This window comes from Streptomyces sp. Rer75, from assembly GCF_013414305.1.
Taxonomy (GTDB): Bacteria; Actinomycetota; Actinomycetes; order Streptomycetales; family Streptomycetaceae; genus Streptomyces; species Streptomyces himastatinicus.
Genome location: NZ_CP058693.1, coordinates 4,777,302 through 4,792,594, shown reverse-complemented (window position 1 = coordinate 4,792,594; position 15,293 = coordinate 4,777,302). Strand labels below are relative to the sequence as shown.

The following is a 15,293-nucleotide window of genomic DNA, read 5'->3' as shown; positions in this document are numbered from 1 at the left end:
CGTACCGTGAAGCCATGACGAGCATCGGTGGTGTGGAGATGGTCGACTGGAACCTGGCCGTCGCGACCGCGACCCGGCTGGTGCGCCCGGGCCCCGAGGTGAGCCGGGACGAGGCGCGCGCCGTCGTCGCGGAGCTGCGACGGCACGCGAAATCCTCGGAGGAGCACGTCCGCGGCTTCACCCGGATGGCCGTCCCCGGCGGCCCGGCCTCCGACACCCCCGTCCTCGTCGTGGACCGCGCGGGTTGGATCCGGGCCAACGTCGCGGGCTTCCGCCAGCTCCTGTCGCCGCTGCTGGGCAAGATGCAGGACCGGCGCGGCGGGCTGCCCGGCGGGGCGGTGCTGGGAGCGGTCGGCGGCAAGGTGACCGGCGTCGAGCTGGGGATGCTGCTGTCGTTCCTGGCCTCCCGGGTGCTCGGCCAGTACGAGACGTTCGCGCCCGCCACCCGCGACCTGCCCGCCGGGACCGCGGGCGGCGGCCGGCTGCTGCTGGTGGCCCCCAACATCGTCCACGTGGAGCGCGAGCTGGACGTGGCCCCGCACGACTTCCGGCTGTGGGTCTCGCTGCACGAGGAGACGCACCGTACGCAGTTCACCGCGGTGCCCTGGCTGCGCGACCACATCGAGTCCGAGATCCAGGCGTTCCTGGGCGAGACCGACGTGGATCCGGCCACCCTGCTGGAGCGGATCCGGGAGGCCGTCCAGTCGCTGGGCGGCGGGCGGCCGGACAGCGAGGAGGCCGCGGAGCGCGGCGCCTCGCCCAGCATCATCGAGCTGGTCCAGACCCCGGCCCAGCGCGAGATCCTGGCCCGGCTGACCGCCGTGATGTCGCTGCTGGAGGGGCACGCGGACTACGTGATGGACGGGGTCGGGCCGGACGTCGTGCCCACCGTCGCCGAGATCCGCGAGAAGTTCCAGAAGCGGCGGGCGAGCGGCGCGGGCCGCCTCGACCAGGCGCTGCGCAAGCTGCTGGGGCTCGACGCCAAGCTGCGGCAGTACCGTGACGGTGAGCGGTTCGTACGGGCCGTGGTGGACCAGGTCGGCATGGACGGTTTCAACCGGGTCTGGACGTCCCCCAACACGCTCCCGACCAAGTCGGAGATCAGCAAACCCGCCGAGTGGGTCGCGCGGGTGCACCGTAGGGCAGAGTCGTGAAACCGGCTCACTTGGGAACGGATGAATGCTCCCGTTAATCACTCGTCCGAGGGACCGTTAGCGACGGGTAGGCGTGCGATGCTCGGGGAACAGCTCGCTTCTGTCACCATCGACATACACAGCGTGACGAATCCCCCCGCGTAACGACATCTCGTACGCCCCCCGAGGCACCCCCTCGCATGACAGATGGGAAACGGACATGGGTCCCCATCCAGCGGTCGCCGCGATACGCCTGGCGGTCCGCCGCGTCCTCCACGACGTCCTCGTCGACTCCCCGGCCGCCTCCGCCCCCGCGCAGCCTTCCCCGGCCTCCCCGGCCCAGGCGCCCGCCCCCCGCGGCTCCACCCCCCGCGAGAGCCGCCCCCTCGTGCTCGCCGCCTGCTCAGGCGGCGCCGACTCCATGGCCCTCGCCTCCGCGCTCGCCTTCGAGGCCCCCCGGCTCGGCCTGCGCGCCGGAGCCGTCACCGTCGACCACGGCCTCCAGCCGGGCTCCGACGTCCGCGCCGCCGAGGTCGCCGACCGGATGCGGGAGCTGGGCCTTGCCCCCGTCGAGTCCATCGCCGTGTCCGTCGGCCGGGACGGCGGTCCCGAGGCCGCCGCCCGGGACGCCCGCTACGCCGCCCTCGACTCCGCCGCCGAGCGCCACGCAGCCGCCGCCGTGCTGCTCGGCCACACCCGCGACGACCAGGCCGAGACGGTTCTGCTGGGGCTCGCCCGCGGCTCCGGCACCCGCTCGCTGTCCGGCATGGCCCGCGTCTCCGGCACCGGCGGCCGCTACCGCCGCCCCTTCCTCCAGCTCGACCGGCACACCGTCCGCCAGGCCTGCCTCGTCCAGGCGCTGCCCGTCTGGGACGACCCGCACAACGTGGACCCGGCCTACACCCGCTCCCGGGTCCGCCACGAGGCGCTGCCCGTCCTGGAGAAGGCCCTCGGCAAGGGCGTCGTCGAGGCCCTCGCCCGCACCGCCCAGCTCTCCCGCGACGACGCCGACGCCCTCGACGCCTGGGCCGCCCGCGCCGAGGCCGAGGTCCTGCGCACCGCCCCGGCCCCCGCCCCCGGGGCCGGGTCCGGCGGCGCGGAGGCCGTCGAGCTGGACACCGTCGGCCTGCACGGGCTGCCCCCCGCCGTCCGCCGCCGGGTGCTGCGGCGCGCCGCCATCGCCGCGGGCGCGCCCGCCGGTTCGCTCTTCGCCCGACACATCGAGGAAGTCGACCGGCTGATCACCGGCTGGCGGGGTCAGCGGGCCATCAACCTCCCCGGCCGCGTCGAGGTCCGCCGGGAGGGTGGCAGACTGGTGATCCGGCAGGGCTGACCCGCCCGAGCCAGATGAGCCGGTTACGTCGAACGAGAGTGGCGCGGGTGGACGACAAGGACATGGGCACCGACCTCAAGTCGGTCCTCATCACCGAGGAAGAGATCAACGCGAAGCTGGCCGAGCTGGCCGCCCGCATCGACGCCGAGTACGAGGGCAAGGACCTGCTGATCGTCGGCGTGCTCAAGGGCGCGGTGATGGTGATGGCGGACCTGGCGCGAGCCCTCTCCACGCCCGTCACCATGGACTGGATGGCCGTGTCGTCGTACGGCGCGGGCACCCAGTCCTCGGGCGTGGTGCGGATCCTCAAGGACCTGGACACCGACATCAAGGGCAAGCACGTCCTGATCGTCGAGGACATCATCGACTCCGGCCTGACGCTGTCCTGGCTGCTGTCGAACCTGGGGTCGCGCGAGCCCGCCTCACTGAACGTGTGCACGCTGCTGCGCAAGCCGGAGGCGGCCAAGGTCGCCATCGACGTGAAGTGGGTCGGCTTCGACATCCCGAACGAGTTCGTCGTCGGATACGGCCTCGACTACTCGGAGAAGTACCGCAACCTGCGGTTCGTCGGGACTCTGGCCCCGCACGTCTACGGCGGCTGAGAGGCACCGCCTCCCCCTGGGAACCTGGCGCGGTTTTCCGCCGTTGGAGCAGGGGAAGGCGGATGTGTTAACACTCCACGGCGGCGTCGGGTGACAATGCTGGGGTACCGTCCGAAGGTCAGTCTTTTTCGAGACTGAGGATTACACAGCTCATACACCACTAAATACACCGCAATACACCGCACGCACAGGCGCCCCTCCAGGGCTGCCGTGCCTCACTGTGGCAGGAGGGACGGGGCGGTTTCGCCCCGTATGGATGGACGTGAAGCGCTACTTCCGTGGGCCGGTCATGTGGATCGTGCTGGCCGTCCTCGCCGTGGTCGTGTTGATGCAGGTCGTCGGCTCGTCCGGCGGCTACAAGTCGGTGGACACCAGCCAGGTCGTCAAGGCGATCAACAGGAACCAGGTCCAGTCCGCCGAGCTGACGACCGGCGACGAGCACAAGATCAAGGTCGAACTCAAGGACAACGTCGCCAAGGTCTCGGGCAGCAAGAAGCTCCAGGCCACCTACATCGGCGACCAGGGCGTCGACCTCGCCAGGACCCTTCAGGCCAATGCCCAGAAGGACAACGGGATCCCCGACGGGTACAACGTCTCGACTTCGAAGCAGAACCCGTTCGTCGGGATTCTGCTCTCGCTGCTCCCGTTCGTGCTGATCGTCGTGGTCTTCCTGTTCCTGATGAACCAGATGCAGGGCGGCGGCTCCCGAGTCATGAACTTCGGGAAGTCGAAGGCCAAGCTGATCACCAAGGACACGCCGAAGACGACCTTCACCGATGTGGCGGGGTCCGACGAGGCGGTCGAGGAACTCCAGGAGATCAAGGAGTTCCTCCAGGAGCCGGCGAAATTCCAGGCCGTCGGTGCCAAGATCCCCAAGGGTGTGCTGCTGTACGGCCCGCCCGGTACGGGTAAGACCCTGCTCGCGCGCGCCGTCGCGGGCGAGGCGGGCGTCCCGTTCTACTCGATCTCCGGCTCGGACTTCGTCGAGATGTTCGTCGGTGTGGGTGCCTCCCGGGTCCGTGACCTGTTCGAGCAGGCCAAGACCAACGCCCCGGCCATCGTCTTCGTCGACGAGATCGACGCCGTCGGCCGGCACCGCGGCGCGGGCATGGGCGGCGGTCACGACGAGCGCGAGCAGACGCTGAACCAGCTGCTCGTGGAGATGGACGGCTTCGACGTGAAGGGCGGCGTCATTCTGATCGCCGCCACCAACCGGCCGGACATCCTGGACCCGGCGCTGCTGCGCCCCGGCCGTTTCGACCGGCAGATCGCCGTCGACCGCCCGGACATGCAGGGCCGTCTGGAGATCCTCAAGGTTCACCAGAAGGGCAAGCCGGTCGCGCCGGACGTCGACCTGTCGGCCGTCGCCCGCCGTACCCCCGGCTTCACCGGTGCCGATCTGTCGAACGTGCTGAACGAGGCCGCCCTGCTGACGGCCCGCGGCGACAAGAAGCTGATCGACAACCACTACCTGGACGAGGCGATCGACCGTGTCGTGGCCGGCCCGCAGAAGCGGACCCGGATCATGAGCGACAAGGAGAAGAAGATCACCGCGTACCACGAGGGCGGTCACGCCCTGGTCGCGGCGGCGTCTCCGAACAGCGATCCCGTGCACAAGGTCACGATCCTCTCCAGAGGCCGGGCCCTGGGCTACACCATGGTCCTGCCGGACGAGGACAAGTACTCGACCACGCGCAACGAGATGCTGGACCAGCTCGCCTACATGATGGGCGGCCGGGCGGCCGAGGAACTGGTCTTCCACGACCCGACCACGGGCGCCTCGAACGACATCGAGAAGGCGACCGCGACGGCCCGCGCGATGGTCACGCAGTACGGCATGACCGAGCGGCTCGGCGCGATCAAGTTCGGCTCCGACAACTCCGAGCCGTTCCTGGGCCGGGAGATGGCCCACCAGCGCGACTACTCGGAAGAGGTCGCCGCACTGGTGGACGAGGAGGTCAAGAAGCTCATCGAGGCCGCGCACAACGAGGCGTGGGAGATCCTCGTCGAGAACCGCGACGTCCTCGACAACCTGGTGCTGGCGCTGCTGGAGAAGGAGACGCTGAACAAGGAGGAGATCGCCGAGATCTTCGCCCCGGTCGTGAAGCGTCCGGCCCGCCCGGCGTGGACCGGCTCCTCGCGGCGTACGCCCTCCACCCGCCCGCCGGTGCTCTCCCCCCGGGAGCTCGCCCCGGCGAACGGTGCCCAGCCCACCTCGGCGGCCTCGCTCACCAAGGCCACCGCGCCCGAGGACGGCGTCGAGCGGCCCGAGGAGTCGGGCTCCGGCTCCGAGAGCTGAACCCGGCCTCCCGGGCCCGAGAGGGCCCCGGGAGGACCCGGAATGAATGCCGCGTCACCCAGGTTCTAGCCTTGGGGGCGCGGCATTCCGCATATTTGTGCACATGAGGAACGAGGCAGCTCCATGACGGACCCGGTGACGCTGGACGGCGAGAGCACCATCGGCGTGTTCGACGAGAAGCGAGCCGAGAACGCGATCCGTGAGCTTCTGATCGCCGTCGGCGAGGACCCGGACCGGGAGGGGCTGCGGGAGACGCCGGGGCGGGTGGCCCGCGCGTACAAGGAGATCTTCGCGGGGCTGCGGCAGGAGCCCGAGGACGTCCTGACCACCACCTTCGACCTGGGCCACGACGAGATGGTGCTGGTCAAGGACATCGAGGTGATGTCCTCGTGCGAGCACCACCTGGTGCCCTTCGTGGGGGTCGCGCACGTCGGCTACATCCCGTCCCACGACGGCAAGATCACCGGGCTGTCGAAGCTGGCCCGGCTGGTGGACGTGTTCGCCCGCCGCCCCCAGGTCCAGGAGCGGCTGACCACCCAGATCGCCGACTCGCTGATGCGGATACTGGAACCGCGCGGGGTGATCGTCGTGGTCGAGTGCGAGCACATGTGCATGACCATGCGCGGGGTGCGCAAGCCCGGCGCCAAGACCCTCACCTCGGCCGTGCGCGGCCAGCTGCGCGATCCGGCCACCCGGGCCGAGGCGATGAGCCTCATCATGGCCCGCTGAACGGCCCGCTGAGGGTCAGGACGGCGCTCTCAGGCCTCTCAGGCCGCTCAGGCCGCTCAGGCCCGGGCGGAGGCGCCCGGGCCGCGCCCGTTCTCGTCGTCGTCCTCGGGCAGCTTGCAGACCCGCTCCAGGAAGAACGCGGCGGCCACCACACCCGCGCCGGCCAGCACCGAAGCGCCCGCGTAGATGGCCTGGTCCTGGCGGGCCGGTACGTCGAGCTGCTCCAGGGCCAGGAAGACGCCGACCCCGCCGTACATCCCCGCGATCAGCGCCGCCACCAGCGCGCTCGCCTGGCCGAAAACCACCGCGCGGGCGGCCACCATCGGGTCCACGCCCTTCGCGTCCGGCTCCCGCTCCCGCTGGGCGCGCAGCCGGGCCCGCAGCGAGATCGCGGTCGCGAGCAGCACGACCGCGATCAGGGCCAGCACGATCGGCGCCGCCAGCGGAACGCTCGGCAGCGACCCCAGCGTGTCCCACAGCCGGGAGCCCGCCCACGACACCACACCGGCCACGGCGAACAGCCCGACCAGCACCCCGATCCGAAGTTGCCTCACCGAGCGGTCGCCCCTCCACGCATCAACGTCTGGTCACCTGGTCAACGTCCATTGGTCAACGTCTACTGGTCAACGTCTATTCGGGCAGTCGCAGTTCCAGGTCCGTGCGGACCTGTACGCCCTCGTCGCCCACCTCGTCCAGCAGCGCGGAGACGCTGCCGCGGCCGGGGAACTCGGCCTGCGGGTCCACGTCGTTCCACGGCACCAGGACGAAGGCCCGCTGGTGCGCGCGCGGATGCGGCAGGGTGAGCAGCGGATCGTCGGAGACCACGTCCTGGTACGCCACGATGTCCACGTCGATGGTGCGCGGACCCCAGTGCTCGTCCCGCACCCGCTCGAACGCCTCCTCGATGGCGTGGCCGCGCTCCAGCAGCGAGGACGGCGGCAGCGTGGTCTTCACCAGCACCACCGCGTTGAAGTACGTCGCCTGGGTGCCCGGCTCCACGCCCCACGGCTCGGTCTCGTACACCGGAGAAACGGCCTTGACCCGCAGGCCCGGGGTGTCCTCCAGCGCGTCCACCGCGCCTTGGAGGGTCTCCAGGCGATTGCCCAGGTTGCTGCCGAGGGAGATCACTGCCCGTTTGGGGTTGGACAGGGTCACATCGGCGGCGTCCACCTTCTCCACCACGGAGGCGGGAACGGGCTGCACGGTCGGGTCGCTGCTGCTCATACTCGGCTCCGGGTAATGGTGATGGTGACATCGTCGAAGGGAACGGTGATCGGGGCCTGCGGCTTGTGGACGACGACCTCGACCTCGCGCACCACATCATGCTTCAGGCAGGTGTCCGCTATCCGTTCGGCAAGGGTCTCGATCAGCTCGACCGGCTCGCCCCGCACCACGTCCACGACCTCCTCGGCCACCACGCCGTAGTGGACGGTCTTGGTCAGGTCGTCGTCGGCGGCGGCGGGACGGGTGTCCAGGCCGAGCACGAGGTCCACGACGAACGTCTGGCCCTCCTCGCGCTCCTCCGGGAACACGCCGTGGTGCCCACGAGCCCTCAGGCCGCGCAGCGCGACACGATCCACCCGAATCACTCCTGCTGGTCGTCGGTTACGCGGGCACGCCCCGGCCGGTCCGGAACGCGCCAGTGACCCCCTGCCGTCGGCGGGGAAACCTCCTCGAATCTACCTGCGAATGTCGGCGGCACATGCCCACGGGGTCGCGGCGGATGCCTCCCACAGCCCCGCGCCACCTTCACCTACCCGCACCTCGCACGGCTCGAACGGAACCCATTCGAGCCATCACGGGGCCGGGGATCAGGGACTCAGCCCGGCATCAGCCGGTCGTCGTCCTCGGGACCCTCCGGGCCCTCGTCGTCACGCTCCGCGAGCACCGGGGAGCCGTGGTGCGACCACACCTTCCAGCCGTCGTCGGTGCGCCGGAACACGTTCGTCGCCACCACCAGCTGGCCGACCAGCGGGCCGAGCTGCCCCTCCTCCTCGGCCGGGGCGCCGCTGAGGATGTTCTCGGTGCAGGTCACCAGCGCGGTGTCGGCCACCACCGACACCTCGACGTCGGTCAGGAAGAACTGGATGTAGTCGGTGTTCGCCATGATCAGGGCGTACGAACGGAGCACCTCGCCCCGGCCGCGCAGCACCGGCCAGCCCGGGTGCACACAGGACACCTCGGTCTCGGCGGAATCCAGCCACAGCCGGTCCAGCGCCCCGTGGTCGCCCTGCTCCATGGCCTCGTACAGAGCGGTGTTCACCAGCGCCACCCGCTCGCTGTCCGTAAGGGAAGTCACAGCGCTCCCGCCGTGTTCGCCGTGTTCTCGAGATACCCGGCCTCGGCCGACTCGATGGCCCGGGCCACCCGCACCGCGTCCGCGCTCGCCCGCACCTCGTGCACCCGGACCGCCCACGCGCCCTCGCGCGCGGCGATCGCGGTCACCGCGGCGGTCGCGGCGTCCCGCTCCCTGGCGGGTGGCGGAGCGCCCCCGTCGTCGGCCAGGACCCGACCCAGGAACCGCTTGCGGGAGGCCGCCACCAGCAGCGGACGGCCCAGTTGGCGCAGCGCGGACAGATGCGCGACCAGCGCCAGGTCGTGTTCGGCGTCCTTGGCGAAGCCCAGCCCAGGGTCGAGCACGATCCGCTCGGGGGCGATACCGCCCGCGACGGCCCGGTCCACGCTCGTGCGCAGCTCGGCGACGACCTCGCCGACCACGTCCTCGTACACCGCCCGGTTGTTCATGTCGATCGACTGGCCGCGCCAGTGCATCACCACGAAGGGCACCTCGGCCGCCGCCACCGCCGGCACCATCGCCGGGTCCGCGCGGCCGCCGCTCACATCGTTGACCAGCAGCGCGCCCGCCTCGATCGCCCGCTCGGCGACCGTGGCCCGCATGGTGTCCACGCTGACCGAGACGCCGGCCGCGGCCAGCTCCCGCACCACCGGGATCACCCGGCGCAGCTCCTCGGCCTCGTCGACGCGCGCCGCGCCCGGCCGGGTCGACTCGCCTCCGACGTCCACCAGGTCGGCTCCGGCCGCGACCAGGTCCAGACCGTGCTTGACGGCCAGGTCGGTGTCGAACCACTGGCCGCCGTCGGAGAAGGAGTCGGGCGTGACGTTCACCACGCCCATGACCGCACACCGGTCCCATTCCGGCAGTCCGGTCACTCGGCCCCGCTCGCGCAACGTCCTCATGACCTTAAGGCTAGACGTACCGGCAGCCCGGGCGGGGGACGCGGGGGGCGGGGTGCCCGCACAGGTGGTCTGCCCTCCGGCCGCGTGCCTGCTCGGGCGGTGTGCCCGAGCAGACGGCCGCTTCAGGCCGCCTGCTCCAGTTCGCGGCGCCGGGCCGGGGCCTGGTGCGCGCAGGGACGCGGCTCGGCGCGCCGCCCGCGGCGCAGCAGCCGGGGCAGTGCGAGGGAGACGAACCCCTCGGCCTGCATCGCGGCCAGGCCGATGCGCGGCAGGTCCCGGGTGTTGCGGAAAACCACGAAGCGCGGCTCCCAGCGCGGCCGGAACTTGGCGTTGAACTTGTACAGCGACTCGATCTGGAACCAGCGGGACAGGAACACGAGCAGCCCCCGCCAGCCGCGCAGCACCGGGCCCGCGCCCAGCTTCTCGCCGCGCGCCAGCGCCGAGCGGAACATCGCGAAGTTCAGCGACGCGCGGGTGACGCCCAGCGCCGGGGCGGCCTGGAGTGAGGCGACGATCAGCAGCTCGTTCATGCCCGGGTCGGCGCTCCGGTCGCGCCGCATCAGGTCCAGCGACATCCCGTCCGGGCCCCAGGGCACGAAGTGCAGGACGGCCTTCAGGTCTCCGTACGGACCCTCCTCGGCGCCCTCCTCGGCGGCCTTGTGGGCGGTGGCGATCACCGACTCGCCGTCCGCCGGGTCGCCGATCCGGCCCAGCGCCATCGAGAAGCCGCGCTCGGTGTCGGTGCCCCGCCAGTCCTCCGCAGCGCGCCGGACGGTCTCCAGCTCCTCCGCGTCGAGGTCGGCGACGCGCCGCACCCTCGTCTCGTAGCCGGCCCGCTCGATGCGCTTGACCATCTGGCGCACGTTCCGCATGGCGCGTCCGGAGAGGGTGAAGTCCGCGACGTCCACGATCGCCTCGTCGCCCAGTTCCAGCGCGTCCAGCCCGGTCTCCCGGGTCCACACCTCGCCGCCGGTCTCGCTGCACCCCATCACCGCGGGGGTCCAGGAGTGCGACCGCGCCTCCTCCATGAACGCGGCGATCGCGCCCGGCCACGCCTCCACGTCGCCGACCGGGTCACCGCTGGCCAGCATCACGCCGGAGACCACGCGGTAGCAGACGGCGGACTTGCCGCTGGGCGAGAAGATCACCGCCTTGTCGCGGCGGAGCGCGAAGTGGCCGAGCGAGTCACGGCGCCCGTGGGTGGCGAGCAGCTCCCGCAGCCGCTCCTCGTCGGAGGCGGTCAGCCGGGCGGCCGGGTGCTCGGGGCGGAAGGCGAGGTACGCGGTGGTGGCGACGGTCAGCAGGCCGAGCGCGCCCAGCGAGTAGCCGACCGTGTAGTCCGCGCCGTCGCGGTAGCCGACCGGCCCCTCGAAGCCGAACAGCCCCCACAGCACGTGCTCCAGCTGCGCCGCCAGCGACGGCGCGCCCTCGATGGTGTCCGGGTGCGACCGCACGATGAGCATCCCGACCCCGACGCTCACCGCGCCCATGACCACGAAGTTGGCCAGCGCCATCCAGCGGCTGCGCGGGTCGGGCAGCGCGGCGAACTCGCGGCGGTAGTGCAGCAGCACGACCATCAGGACGAGCGAGAAGACGGTGCCCAGGACCGAGTGCCGGTACAGCAGCTGCGCCGCCGCCCCGACCGGCAGCAGCGCCACCGCCGCCACCCAGGCGCGGCGCTTGCGCCGCTTCAGGCCGTGCGCCAGCATCAGCAGCAGCAGCCCGACCACGATCGACGCCGCGGCGGCCAGGGAGCTGACCGCGCCGGGCAGCAGCTCCGCCAGCGCGTGCACCTTGCTGTGCCGCAGCCGCGGAAAAACGATGTCCACGAGCCCGATCACCGTGCAGGCCGTGCCGACGGCGGTGGGGACCGTCTCCGGCCGCGGCCCGCGCAGCACGCGCCGTATCCGGTTGGGAACCCAGCCGGACTTTTCGGCATCTGGACTGTCAGACATTCGCATTCCCGTCGCTTCGGTCAAAGGATCTTTGGTTCTCTGACGCAGCTTCCGCACGATTTGCGTCTATCTAGATGCAGTTCGAGGCGGCGGGGTTCCGCCCCCGGCTCCCGCCGGAAGGCGCCCCCGCGGCACGGACGACCGCCGCCCGGCAGAAAGTTAGTGATGGGTCTCACGAGCAACAACGTCGTGATCATGGCTGTCGTCGCGGCGCTGCTGCTGTTCACGGCCACGATATGGCTGTGGCCGCGGCTGGCCGGACGCGGGGTTACCGCCGTGGTCGGCCGGATCGGCATGCTACTGGCTACCCAGGTGGCGGTGTTCGCGGCTTTTGGATTGTTCGCCAATCAGACTTTCGGCTTCTACGGCTCCTGGGCCGACCTGTTCGGGGCCGAGGACGAGATGGGGGTGGTGGTCGACCACGACACCCCCGGGACCCGGGTGAAGGTCACCGAGACCCGCAAGCTCAAGGTCTCCGGCGGCTCGTCGCCGGAGACCGGCGGGCGCATCGACAAGGTCACCTTCCGGGGGCCGGTCTCGCGGATCGCGAGCCCCGCGTACGTCTATCTGCCCCCGGAGTACTTCCAGCCCCGGTACGCCGAGCGCCGGTTCCCGGCGGCCCTCGTGCTGACCGGCTACCCGGGCACCACCGAGGCCCTCATCAACGGGCTGAAATACCCTCAGAAGTCCCAGAAGCTGGTCAAAGAGGGAAGGATGCAGCCGACCATCCTGGTCATGATGCGGCCGACGGTGGCGCCGCCGCGGGATACGGAGTGCATGGACGTCCCCGGCGGGCCGCAGACCGAGACCTTCTTCACCAAGGACGTGCCGAAGGCCGTCTCCGAGCACTACCGGGCGGGCACGCAGGCCCGCAACTGGGGTGTCATCGGCAACTCCACCGGCGGCTACTGCGCCCTGAAGATGGCGATGCGCCACCCCGACGCGTTCTCCACCGCCGTCGGGCTGTCCCCTTACTACAAGGCCCCCATCGACCCGACCACCGGCGACCTCTTCGACGGCAGCAAGCAGCTGGAACGCGAGAACAACCTCATGTGGCGCCTCGACCACAAGCCCGCCCCGCCGGTCTCGCTGCTGGTGAGCAGCAGCGAGCGCGGCGAGAAGAACTACCGGGCGACGATGCGGTTCGTGGAGAAGGTGCGGGACCTGAACCGCCGGGGCGAGCCGACCCGCATCTCGTCGATGATCCTCGGCACCGGGGGCCACAACTTCAACACCTGGAAGCGCGAGGTGTCCCCCGCCCTGGAATGGATGAGCACCCGCCTCCACGCCGACTGACCGCCTGACTGGGCGCGGACTGCGTGCCGGGAGGCTCAGGGGTCGGTCACCGTTTGGAGGTTGACCTCGCCGCGGGGGATTCCGCCCGCGTCCGCGTCGATCGAGCGGCGAAGGGCCTCGTGCAGGCGTCCCGGGGTGAGGACGCCGAGGAAGCGTTCGCCGTCCAGGACGGCGATCCACCCCGCGTCGTGCTGGAGCATCGTGCTGAACGCCTGCTTGAGCGGTGCCCCCACCGGCAGCCACGCCTCCATCCGGCGGGCGTGGTCCCGTACCGTCCCGTCCTGCCCGTCGGCCGCGTCCGCCGGGATCCAGCCGTGCAGATGGTCCGCGTCGTCCAGGACGACGGCCCACCGGGCGCCGTCCGAGGCCAGGCGGGCGGCCGCCTTCGTGAGCGGGTCGTCGAGGTGGACGACGGGCGGCTGCCAGAGGTCGCCGGGTTCGATGGGGGTGACCGAGAGCCGCTTGAGGCCCCGGTCGGCGCCGACGAAGTCGGCCACGTACGGCGAGGCGGGCGCGCCCAGCACGGCCGCCGGGGTGTCGAACTGTTCGATGCGCCCGGAGCCGTACACCGCGATGCGGTCGCCGAGCCGCACCGCCTCCTCGATGTCGTGCGTCACGAAAAGCACGGTCTTTCGTACTTGCGACTGAAGCCGCAGGAATTCCGTCTGGAGATGTTCGCGGACGACCGGGTCGACGGCCCCGAAGGGTTCGTCCATCAGCAGCACCGGAGGGTCGGCCGCCAGCGCCCGTGCCACCCCGACCCGCTGCCGCTGGCCGCCGGAGAGCTGGTCCGGATAGCGGTCGCCGTATACGGAAGGGTCGAGTCCGACCAGGTCGAGTAGCTCGGCGGCCCGGTGCCGCCCCTTCTTCCGCTGCCACCCCAGCAGATGCGGCACGGTCGCGGTGTTCTCCAGCACGGTCTTGTGCGGGAAGAGACCGACCTGCTGAATGACGTAGCCGATACGACGGCGCAGCGCGACCGGATCCGTCTCGGCGATGTCCTCGCCCTCCATCAGAATCCGCCCGGAGGACGGCTCGATGAGCCGGTTGACCATTTTCATCGTGGTGGTCTTGCCACAGCCCGAGGGCCCGACGAGCGTGACCAGCTCACCCTCCGCGACCTCGAAGGACAGGTCGTCCACGGCGGTCGTGCCGTCGGCGTAGCGCTTGGTGACATGCTCGAAACGGATCATGGCTCCCCATTGTTGCCGCATTCGTGGCAGACATTGTTGCTGTTGTGTGGCGATCGGACGAGATTGTCATCTCCCGGGGATAGGGTCACCCAGGAATTGGACGACCACGTGCCCGGGGGAGGTGAGCGTATGGCGGACCAGAACTGTCTGATCAGTAACGAATGGATTTGCGGCGAGTATGTGCGCACGCGCGGTCAGGAGCTGACGGACGCGACGCTTCAGCATGTCGGGATCACCCTCGCGTCGGTCGCGATCGGCCTCGCGATCGCCTTTCCGCTCGCGCTGCTGGCCCGCCGCCGACAGGGCGTGGCGGGCCCGGTGCTGGGGATGACCACGATCCTCTACACGGTGCCGTCGCTCGCGATGTTCTCGCTGTTGCTGCCCGTCTTCGGGGTGTCCCAGGCGGTCGTCGTCACGGGTCTGGTGCTCTATTCGCTGACCATCCTGGTGCGCAACATCATGGCCGGCCTCGCCTCCGTGCCGGAGGACGCGAGGGAGGCCGCGCGCGGCATGGGGTACGGGCCGCTGCGGCTGCTCCTCGGCGTCGAGTTGCCGCTCGCGCTGCCCGCCCTGATGGCCGGGCTGCGCATCACCACGGTCTCCACCGTCTCGCTCACCACGGTCGGCGCGATCATCGGCTACGGCGGGCTCGGCAACCTCATCTACGAGGGCATGCACAGCTTCTTCAAGGCGCAGGTGCTGACCGCCTCGGTGCTGTGCGTGGCGCTGGCGGTCGTGGCGGACGTAGCTCTGCTCGGCGTCCAGCGGGTGCTGACGCCCTGGGCGCGCAAGAGGAGGAGGGCCTGATGGGCGTCATCGGCGAGGCGTGGAACTGGCTGGCCACCGGGTCGCACTGGTCGGGCGGGGACGGGGTGTGGCACCGGCTCGGCCAGCATCTGTTCCTGACGTTCGTCTGTCTGGCGATCTCGTGCGCGGTCGCGCTGCCGGTGGCCGTGCTGCTCGGCCACATCGGCAAGGGCGGCGCGATCGCGGTCAACATCTCCAACGCGGGCCGGGCGGTGCCCACCTTCGCCGTGCTGGTCCTGCTGCTCCTCAGCCCGCTGGGCACGCACGGCCAGTGGCCCACGATCATCGCGCTGGTGCTGTTCGCCATCCCGCCGCTGCTCACCAACGCGTACGTCGGGGTGAGCGAGGCGGACCGGGAGGTCGTGGAGGCGGCCCGGGGCATGGGGATGACGGGCGGCCAGCTGATCCGACGGGTCGAACTCCCGCTCGCGTTCCCGCTGATCATGACGGGCGTGCGGACCGCCGCGGTGCAGGTGGTGGCCACCGCCACGCTGGCGGCGCTGCCCGGCGGCGGCGGGCTCGGCCGGATCATCACGGCGGGCTTCCGGCTCACCGACACGCCCCAGGTGGTGGCCGGGGCGGTGCTCGTCGCGGCGCTCGCGCTGCTGGTCGAGGGCGTGTTCGTGGTGCTGGGGCTGGCGCTGGACCCGATGCGGCGGAAGACGGGGCGGCGGTCGGCCGCGTTCCGCCGCCCGCCCGCCGACCAGGCGCCCAAGGCGCCCGCGCTGACATCGTGACGCTCGCATCG

Annotated in this window: 15 protein-coding genes; 8 read left to right on the top strand and 7 right to left on the bottom strand. The window is 71.0% G+C overall.

Going from position 1 to position 15,293, the window contains the following annotated elements:
- The first annotated feature begins 14 nt into the window (after positions 1 to 14).
- The 5 genes from HYQ63_RS20165 to folE all read left to right on the top strand — a co-directional run bounded on the left by HYQ63_RS20165 (position 15) and on the right by folE (position 6,096).
- A complete protein-coding gene (locus HYQ63_RS20165; RefSeq protein WP_179935217.1) occupies positions 15 to 1,154 on the top strand; it encodes a zinc-dependent metalloprotease in 1,140 nt (379 codons plus the stop codon).
- Between the two features lie 199 nt (positions 1,155 to 1,353).
- Positions 1,354 to 2,466 (top strand): tRNA lysidine(34) synthetase TilS, encoded by a 1,113-nt coding sequence (gene tilS, locus HYQ63_RS20160; protein WP_179935216.1) that lies wholly within the window; start codon positions 1,354 to 1,356, stop codon positions 2,464 to 2,466.
- Between the two features lie 62 nt (positions 2,467 to 2,528).
- Positions 2,529 to 3,068 (top strand): hypoxanthine phosphoribosyltransferase, encoded by a 540-nt coding sequence (gene hpt, locus HYQ63_RS20155; protein ID WP_055547184.1) that lies wholly within the window; start codon positions 2,529 to 2,531, stop codon positions 3,066 to 3,068.
- Between the two features lie 256 nt (positions 3,069 to 3,324).
- On the top strand, positions 3,325 to 5,367 hold the full coding sequence (gene ftsH, locus HYQ63_RS20150; protein WP_179935215.1) for an ATP-dependent zinc metalloprotease FtsH: 2,043 nt from the start codon (positions 3,325 to 3,327) through the stop codon (positions 5,365 to 5,367).
- A gap of 123 nt (positions 5,368 to 5,490) precedes the next feature.
- Positions 5,491 to 6,096 (top strand): GTP cyclohydrolase I FolE, encoded by a 606-nt coding sequence (folE, locus tag HYQ63_RS20145; protein WP_009716869.1) that lies wholly within the window; start codon positions 5,491 to 5,493, stop codon positions 6,094 to 6,096.
- 56 nt (positions 6,097 to 6,152) lie between these two features.
- On the opposite strand, the gene HYQ63_RS20140 is transcribed toward folE, so the two are convergent.
- The 6 genes from HYQ63_RS20140 to HYQ63_RS20115 form a co-directional block, all read right to left on the bottom strand.
- Positions 6,153 to 6,650, bottom strand: a complete 498-nt coding sequence (locus tag HYQ63_RS20140) for a DUF3180 domain-containing protein (protein WP_179935214.1) — start codon at positions 6,648 to 6,650, stop codon at positions 6,153 to 6,155.
- Between the two features lie 76 nt (positions 6,651 to 6,726).
- Positions 6,727 to 7,320: a 2-amino-4-hydroxy-6-hydroxymethyldihydropteridine diphosphokinase gene (gene folK, locus HYQ63_RS20135; protein ID WP_179935213.1), complete on the bottom strand. Its 594-nt coding sequence runs from the start codon at positions 7,318 to 7,320 to the stop codon at positions 6,727 to 6,729.
- Positions 7,317 to 7,685, bottom strand: a complete 369-nt coding sequence (folB, locus tag HYQ63_RS20130; protein ID WP_078510390.1) for a dihydroneopterin aldolase — start codon at positions 7,683 to 7,685, stop codon at positions 7,317 to 7,319. Before folB ends, folK begins: the two co-directional genes overlap by 4 nt.
- Before the next feature lie 230 nt (positions 7,686 to 7,915).
- A complete protein-coding gene (locus HYQ63_RS20125; protein ID WP_179935212.1) occupies positions 7,916 to 8,395 on the bottom strand; it encodes a nuclear transport factor 2 family protein in 480 nt (159 codons plus the stop codon).
- A complete protein-coding gene (gene folP / locus HYQ63_RS20120; RefSeq protein ID WP_179935211.1) occupies positions 8,392 to 9,294 on the bottom strand; it encodes a dihydropteroate synthase in 903 nt (300 codons plus the stop codon). Before folP ends, HYQ63_RS20125 begins: the two co-directional genes overlap by 4 nt.
- Before the next feature lie 122 nt (positions 9,295 to 9,416).
- On the bottom strand, positions 9,417 to 11,249 hold the full coding sequence (locus HYQ63_RS20115; RefSeq protein WP_179935210.1) for a phosphatidylglycerol lysyltransferase domain-containing protein: 1,833 nt from the start codon (positions 11,247 to 11,249) through the stop codon (positions 9,417 to 9,419).
- A gap of 165 nt (positions 11,250 to 11,414) precedes the next feature.
- On the opposite strand from HYQ63_RS20115, the gene HYQ63_RS20110 reads away from it, so the two are divergent.
- The gene (locus tag HYQ63_RS20110) at positions 11,415 to 12,545 is read left to right on the top strand and encodes an esterase family protein (protein WP_179935209.1); all 1,131 of its coding nucleotides are present in this window, start codon (positions 11,415 to 11,417) and stop codon (positions 12,543 to 12,545) included.
- Between the two features lie 35 nt (positions 12,546 to 12,580).
- Here the strand turns inward: HYQ63_RS20110 and HYQ63_RS20105 are convergent, their stop codons facing one another.
- On the bottom strand, positions 12,581 to 13,738 hold the full coding sequence (locus HYQ63_RS20105; protein WP_179935208.1) for a betaine/proline/choline family ABC transporter ATP-binding protein: 1,158 nt from the start codon (positions 13,736 to 13,738) through the stop codon (positions 12,581 to 12,583).
- A gap of 129 nt (positions 13,739 to 13,867) precedes the next feature.
- Here HYQ63_RS20105 and HYQ63_RS20100 point away from each other — a divergent pair, with 129 nt between their 5' ends.
- Both HYQ63_RS20100 and HYQ63_RS20095 read left to right on the top strand, forming a co-directional pair.
- Entirely contained in the window at positions 13,868 to 14,545 is a 678-nt protein-coding gene (locus HYQ63_RS20100) for an ABC transporter permease (RefSeq protein ID WP_179935207.1), read from the top strand.
- Complete coding sequence (locus tag HYQ63_RS20095; RefSeq protein ID WP_179935206.1) at positions 14,545 to 15,282, top strand: ABC transporter permease; 738 nt, start codon at positions 14,545 to 14,547, stop codon at positions 15,280 to 15,282. Before HYQ63_RS20100 ends, HYQ63_RS20095 begins: the two co-directional genes overlap by 1 nt.
- The last annotated feature ends 11 nt before the right edge of the window (positions 15,283 to 15,293 follow it).

Bases quoted from the DNA above. Each gene is read 5' to 3' on its own strand.
- HYQ63_RS20100 (WP_179935207.1), top strand. From the start codon at position 13,868: ATGGCGGACCAGAACTGTCTGATCAGTAACGAATGGATTTGCGGCGAG.
- HYQ63_RS20095 (WP_179935206.1), top strand. From the start codon at position 14,545: ATGGGCGTCATCGGCGAGGCGTGGAACTGGCTGGCCACCGGGTCGCAC.
- HYQ63_RS20110 (WP_179935209.1), top strand. From the start codon at position 11,415: ATGGGTCTCACGAGCAACAACGTCGTGATCATGGCTGTCGTCGCGGCG.
- hpt (WP_055547184.1), top strand. From the start codon at position 2,529: ATGGGCACCGACCTCAAGTCGGTCCTCATCACCGAGGAAGAGATCAAC.
- HYQ63_RS20105 (WP_179935208.1), bottom strand. From the start codon at position 13,738: ATGATCCGTTTCGAGCATGTCACCAAGCGCTACGCCGACGGCACGACC.
- HYQ63_RS20115 (WP_179935210.1), bottom strand. From the start codon at position 11,249: ATGTCTGACAGTCCAGATGCCGAAAAGTCCGGCTGGGTTCCCAACCGG.
- folK (WP_179935213.1), bottom strand. From the start codon at position 7,320: ATGAGCAGCAGCGACCCGACCGTGCAGCCCGTTCCCGCCTCCGTGGTG.
- tilS (WP_179935216.1), top strand. From the start codon at position 1,354: ATGGGTCCCCATCCAGCGGTCGCCGCGATACGCCTGGCGGTCCGCCGC.
- ftsH (WP_179935215.1), top strand. From the start codon at position 3,325: ATGGACGTGAAGCGCTACTTCCGTGGGCCGGTCATGTGGATCGTGCTG.
- folE (WP_009716869.1), top strand. From the start codon at position 5,491: ATGACGGACCCGGTGACGCTGGACGGCGAGAGCACCATCGGCGTGTTC.
- HYQ63_RS20165 (WP_179935217.1), top strand. From the start codon at position 15: ATGACGAGCATCGGTGGTGTGGAGATGGTCGACTGGAACCTGGCCGTC.
- folP (WP_179935211.1), bottom strand. From the start codon at position 9,294: ATGAGGACGTTGCGCGAGCGGGGCCGAGTGACCGGACTGCCGGAATGG.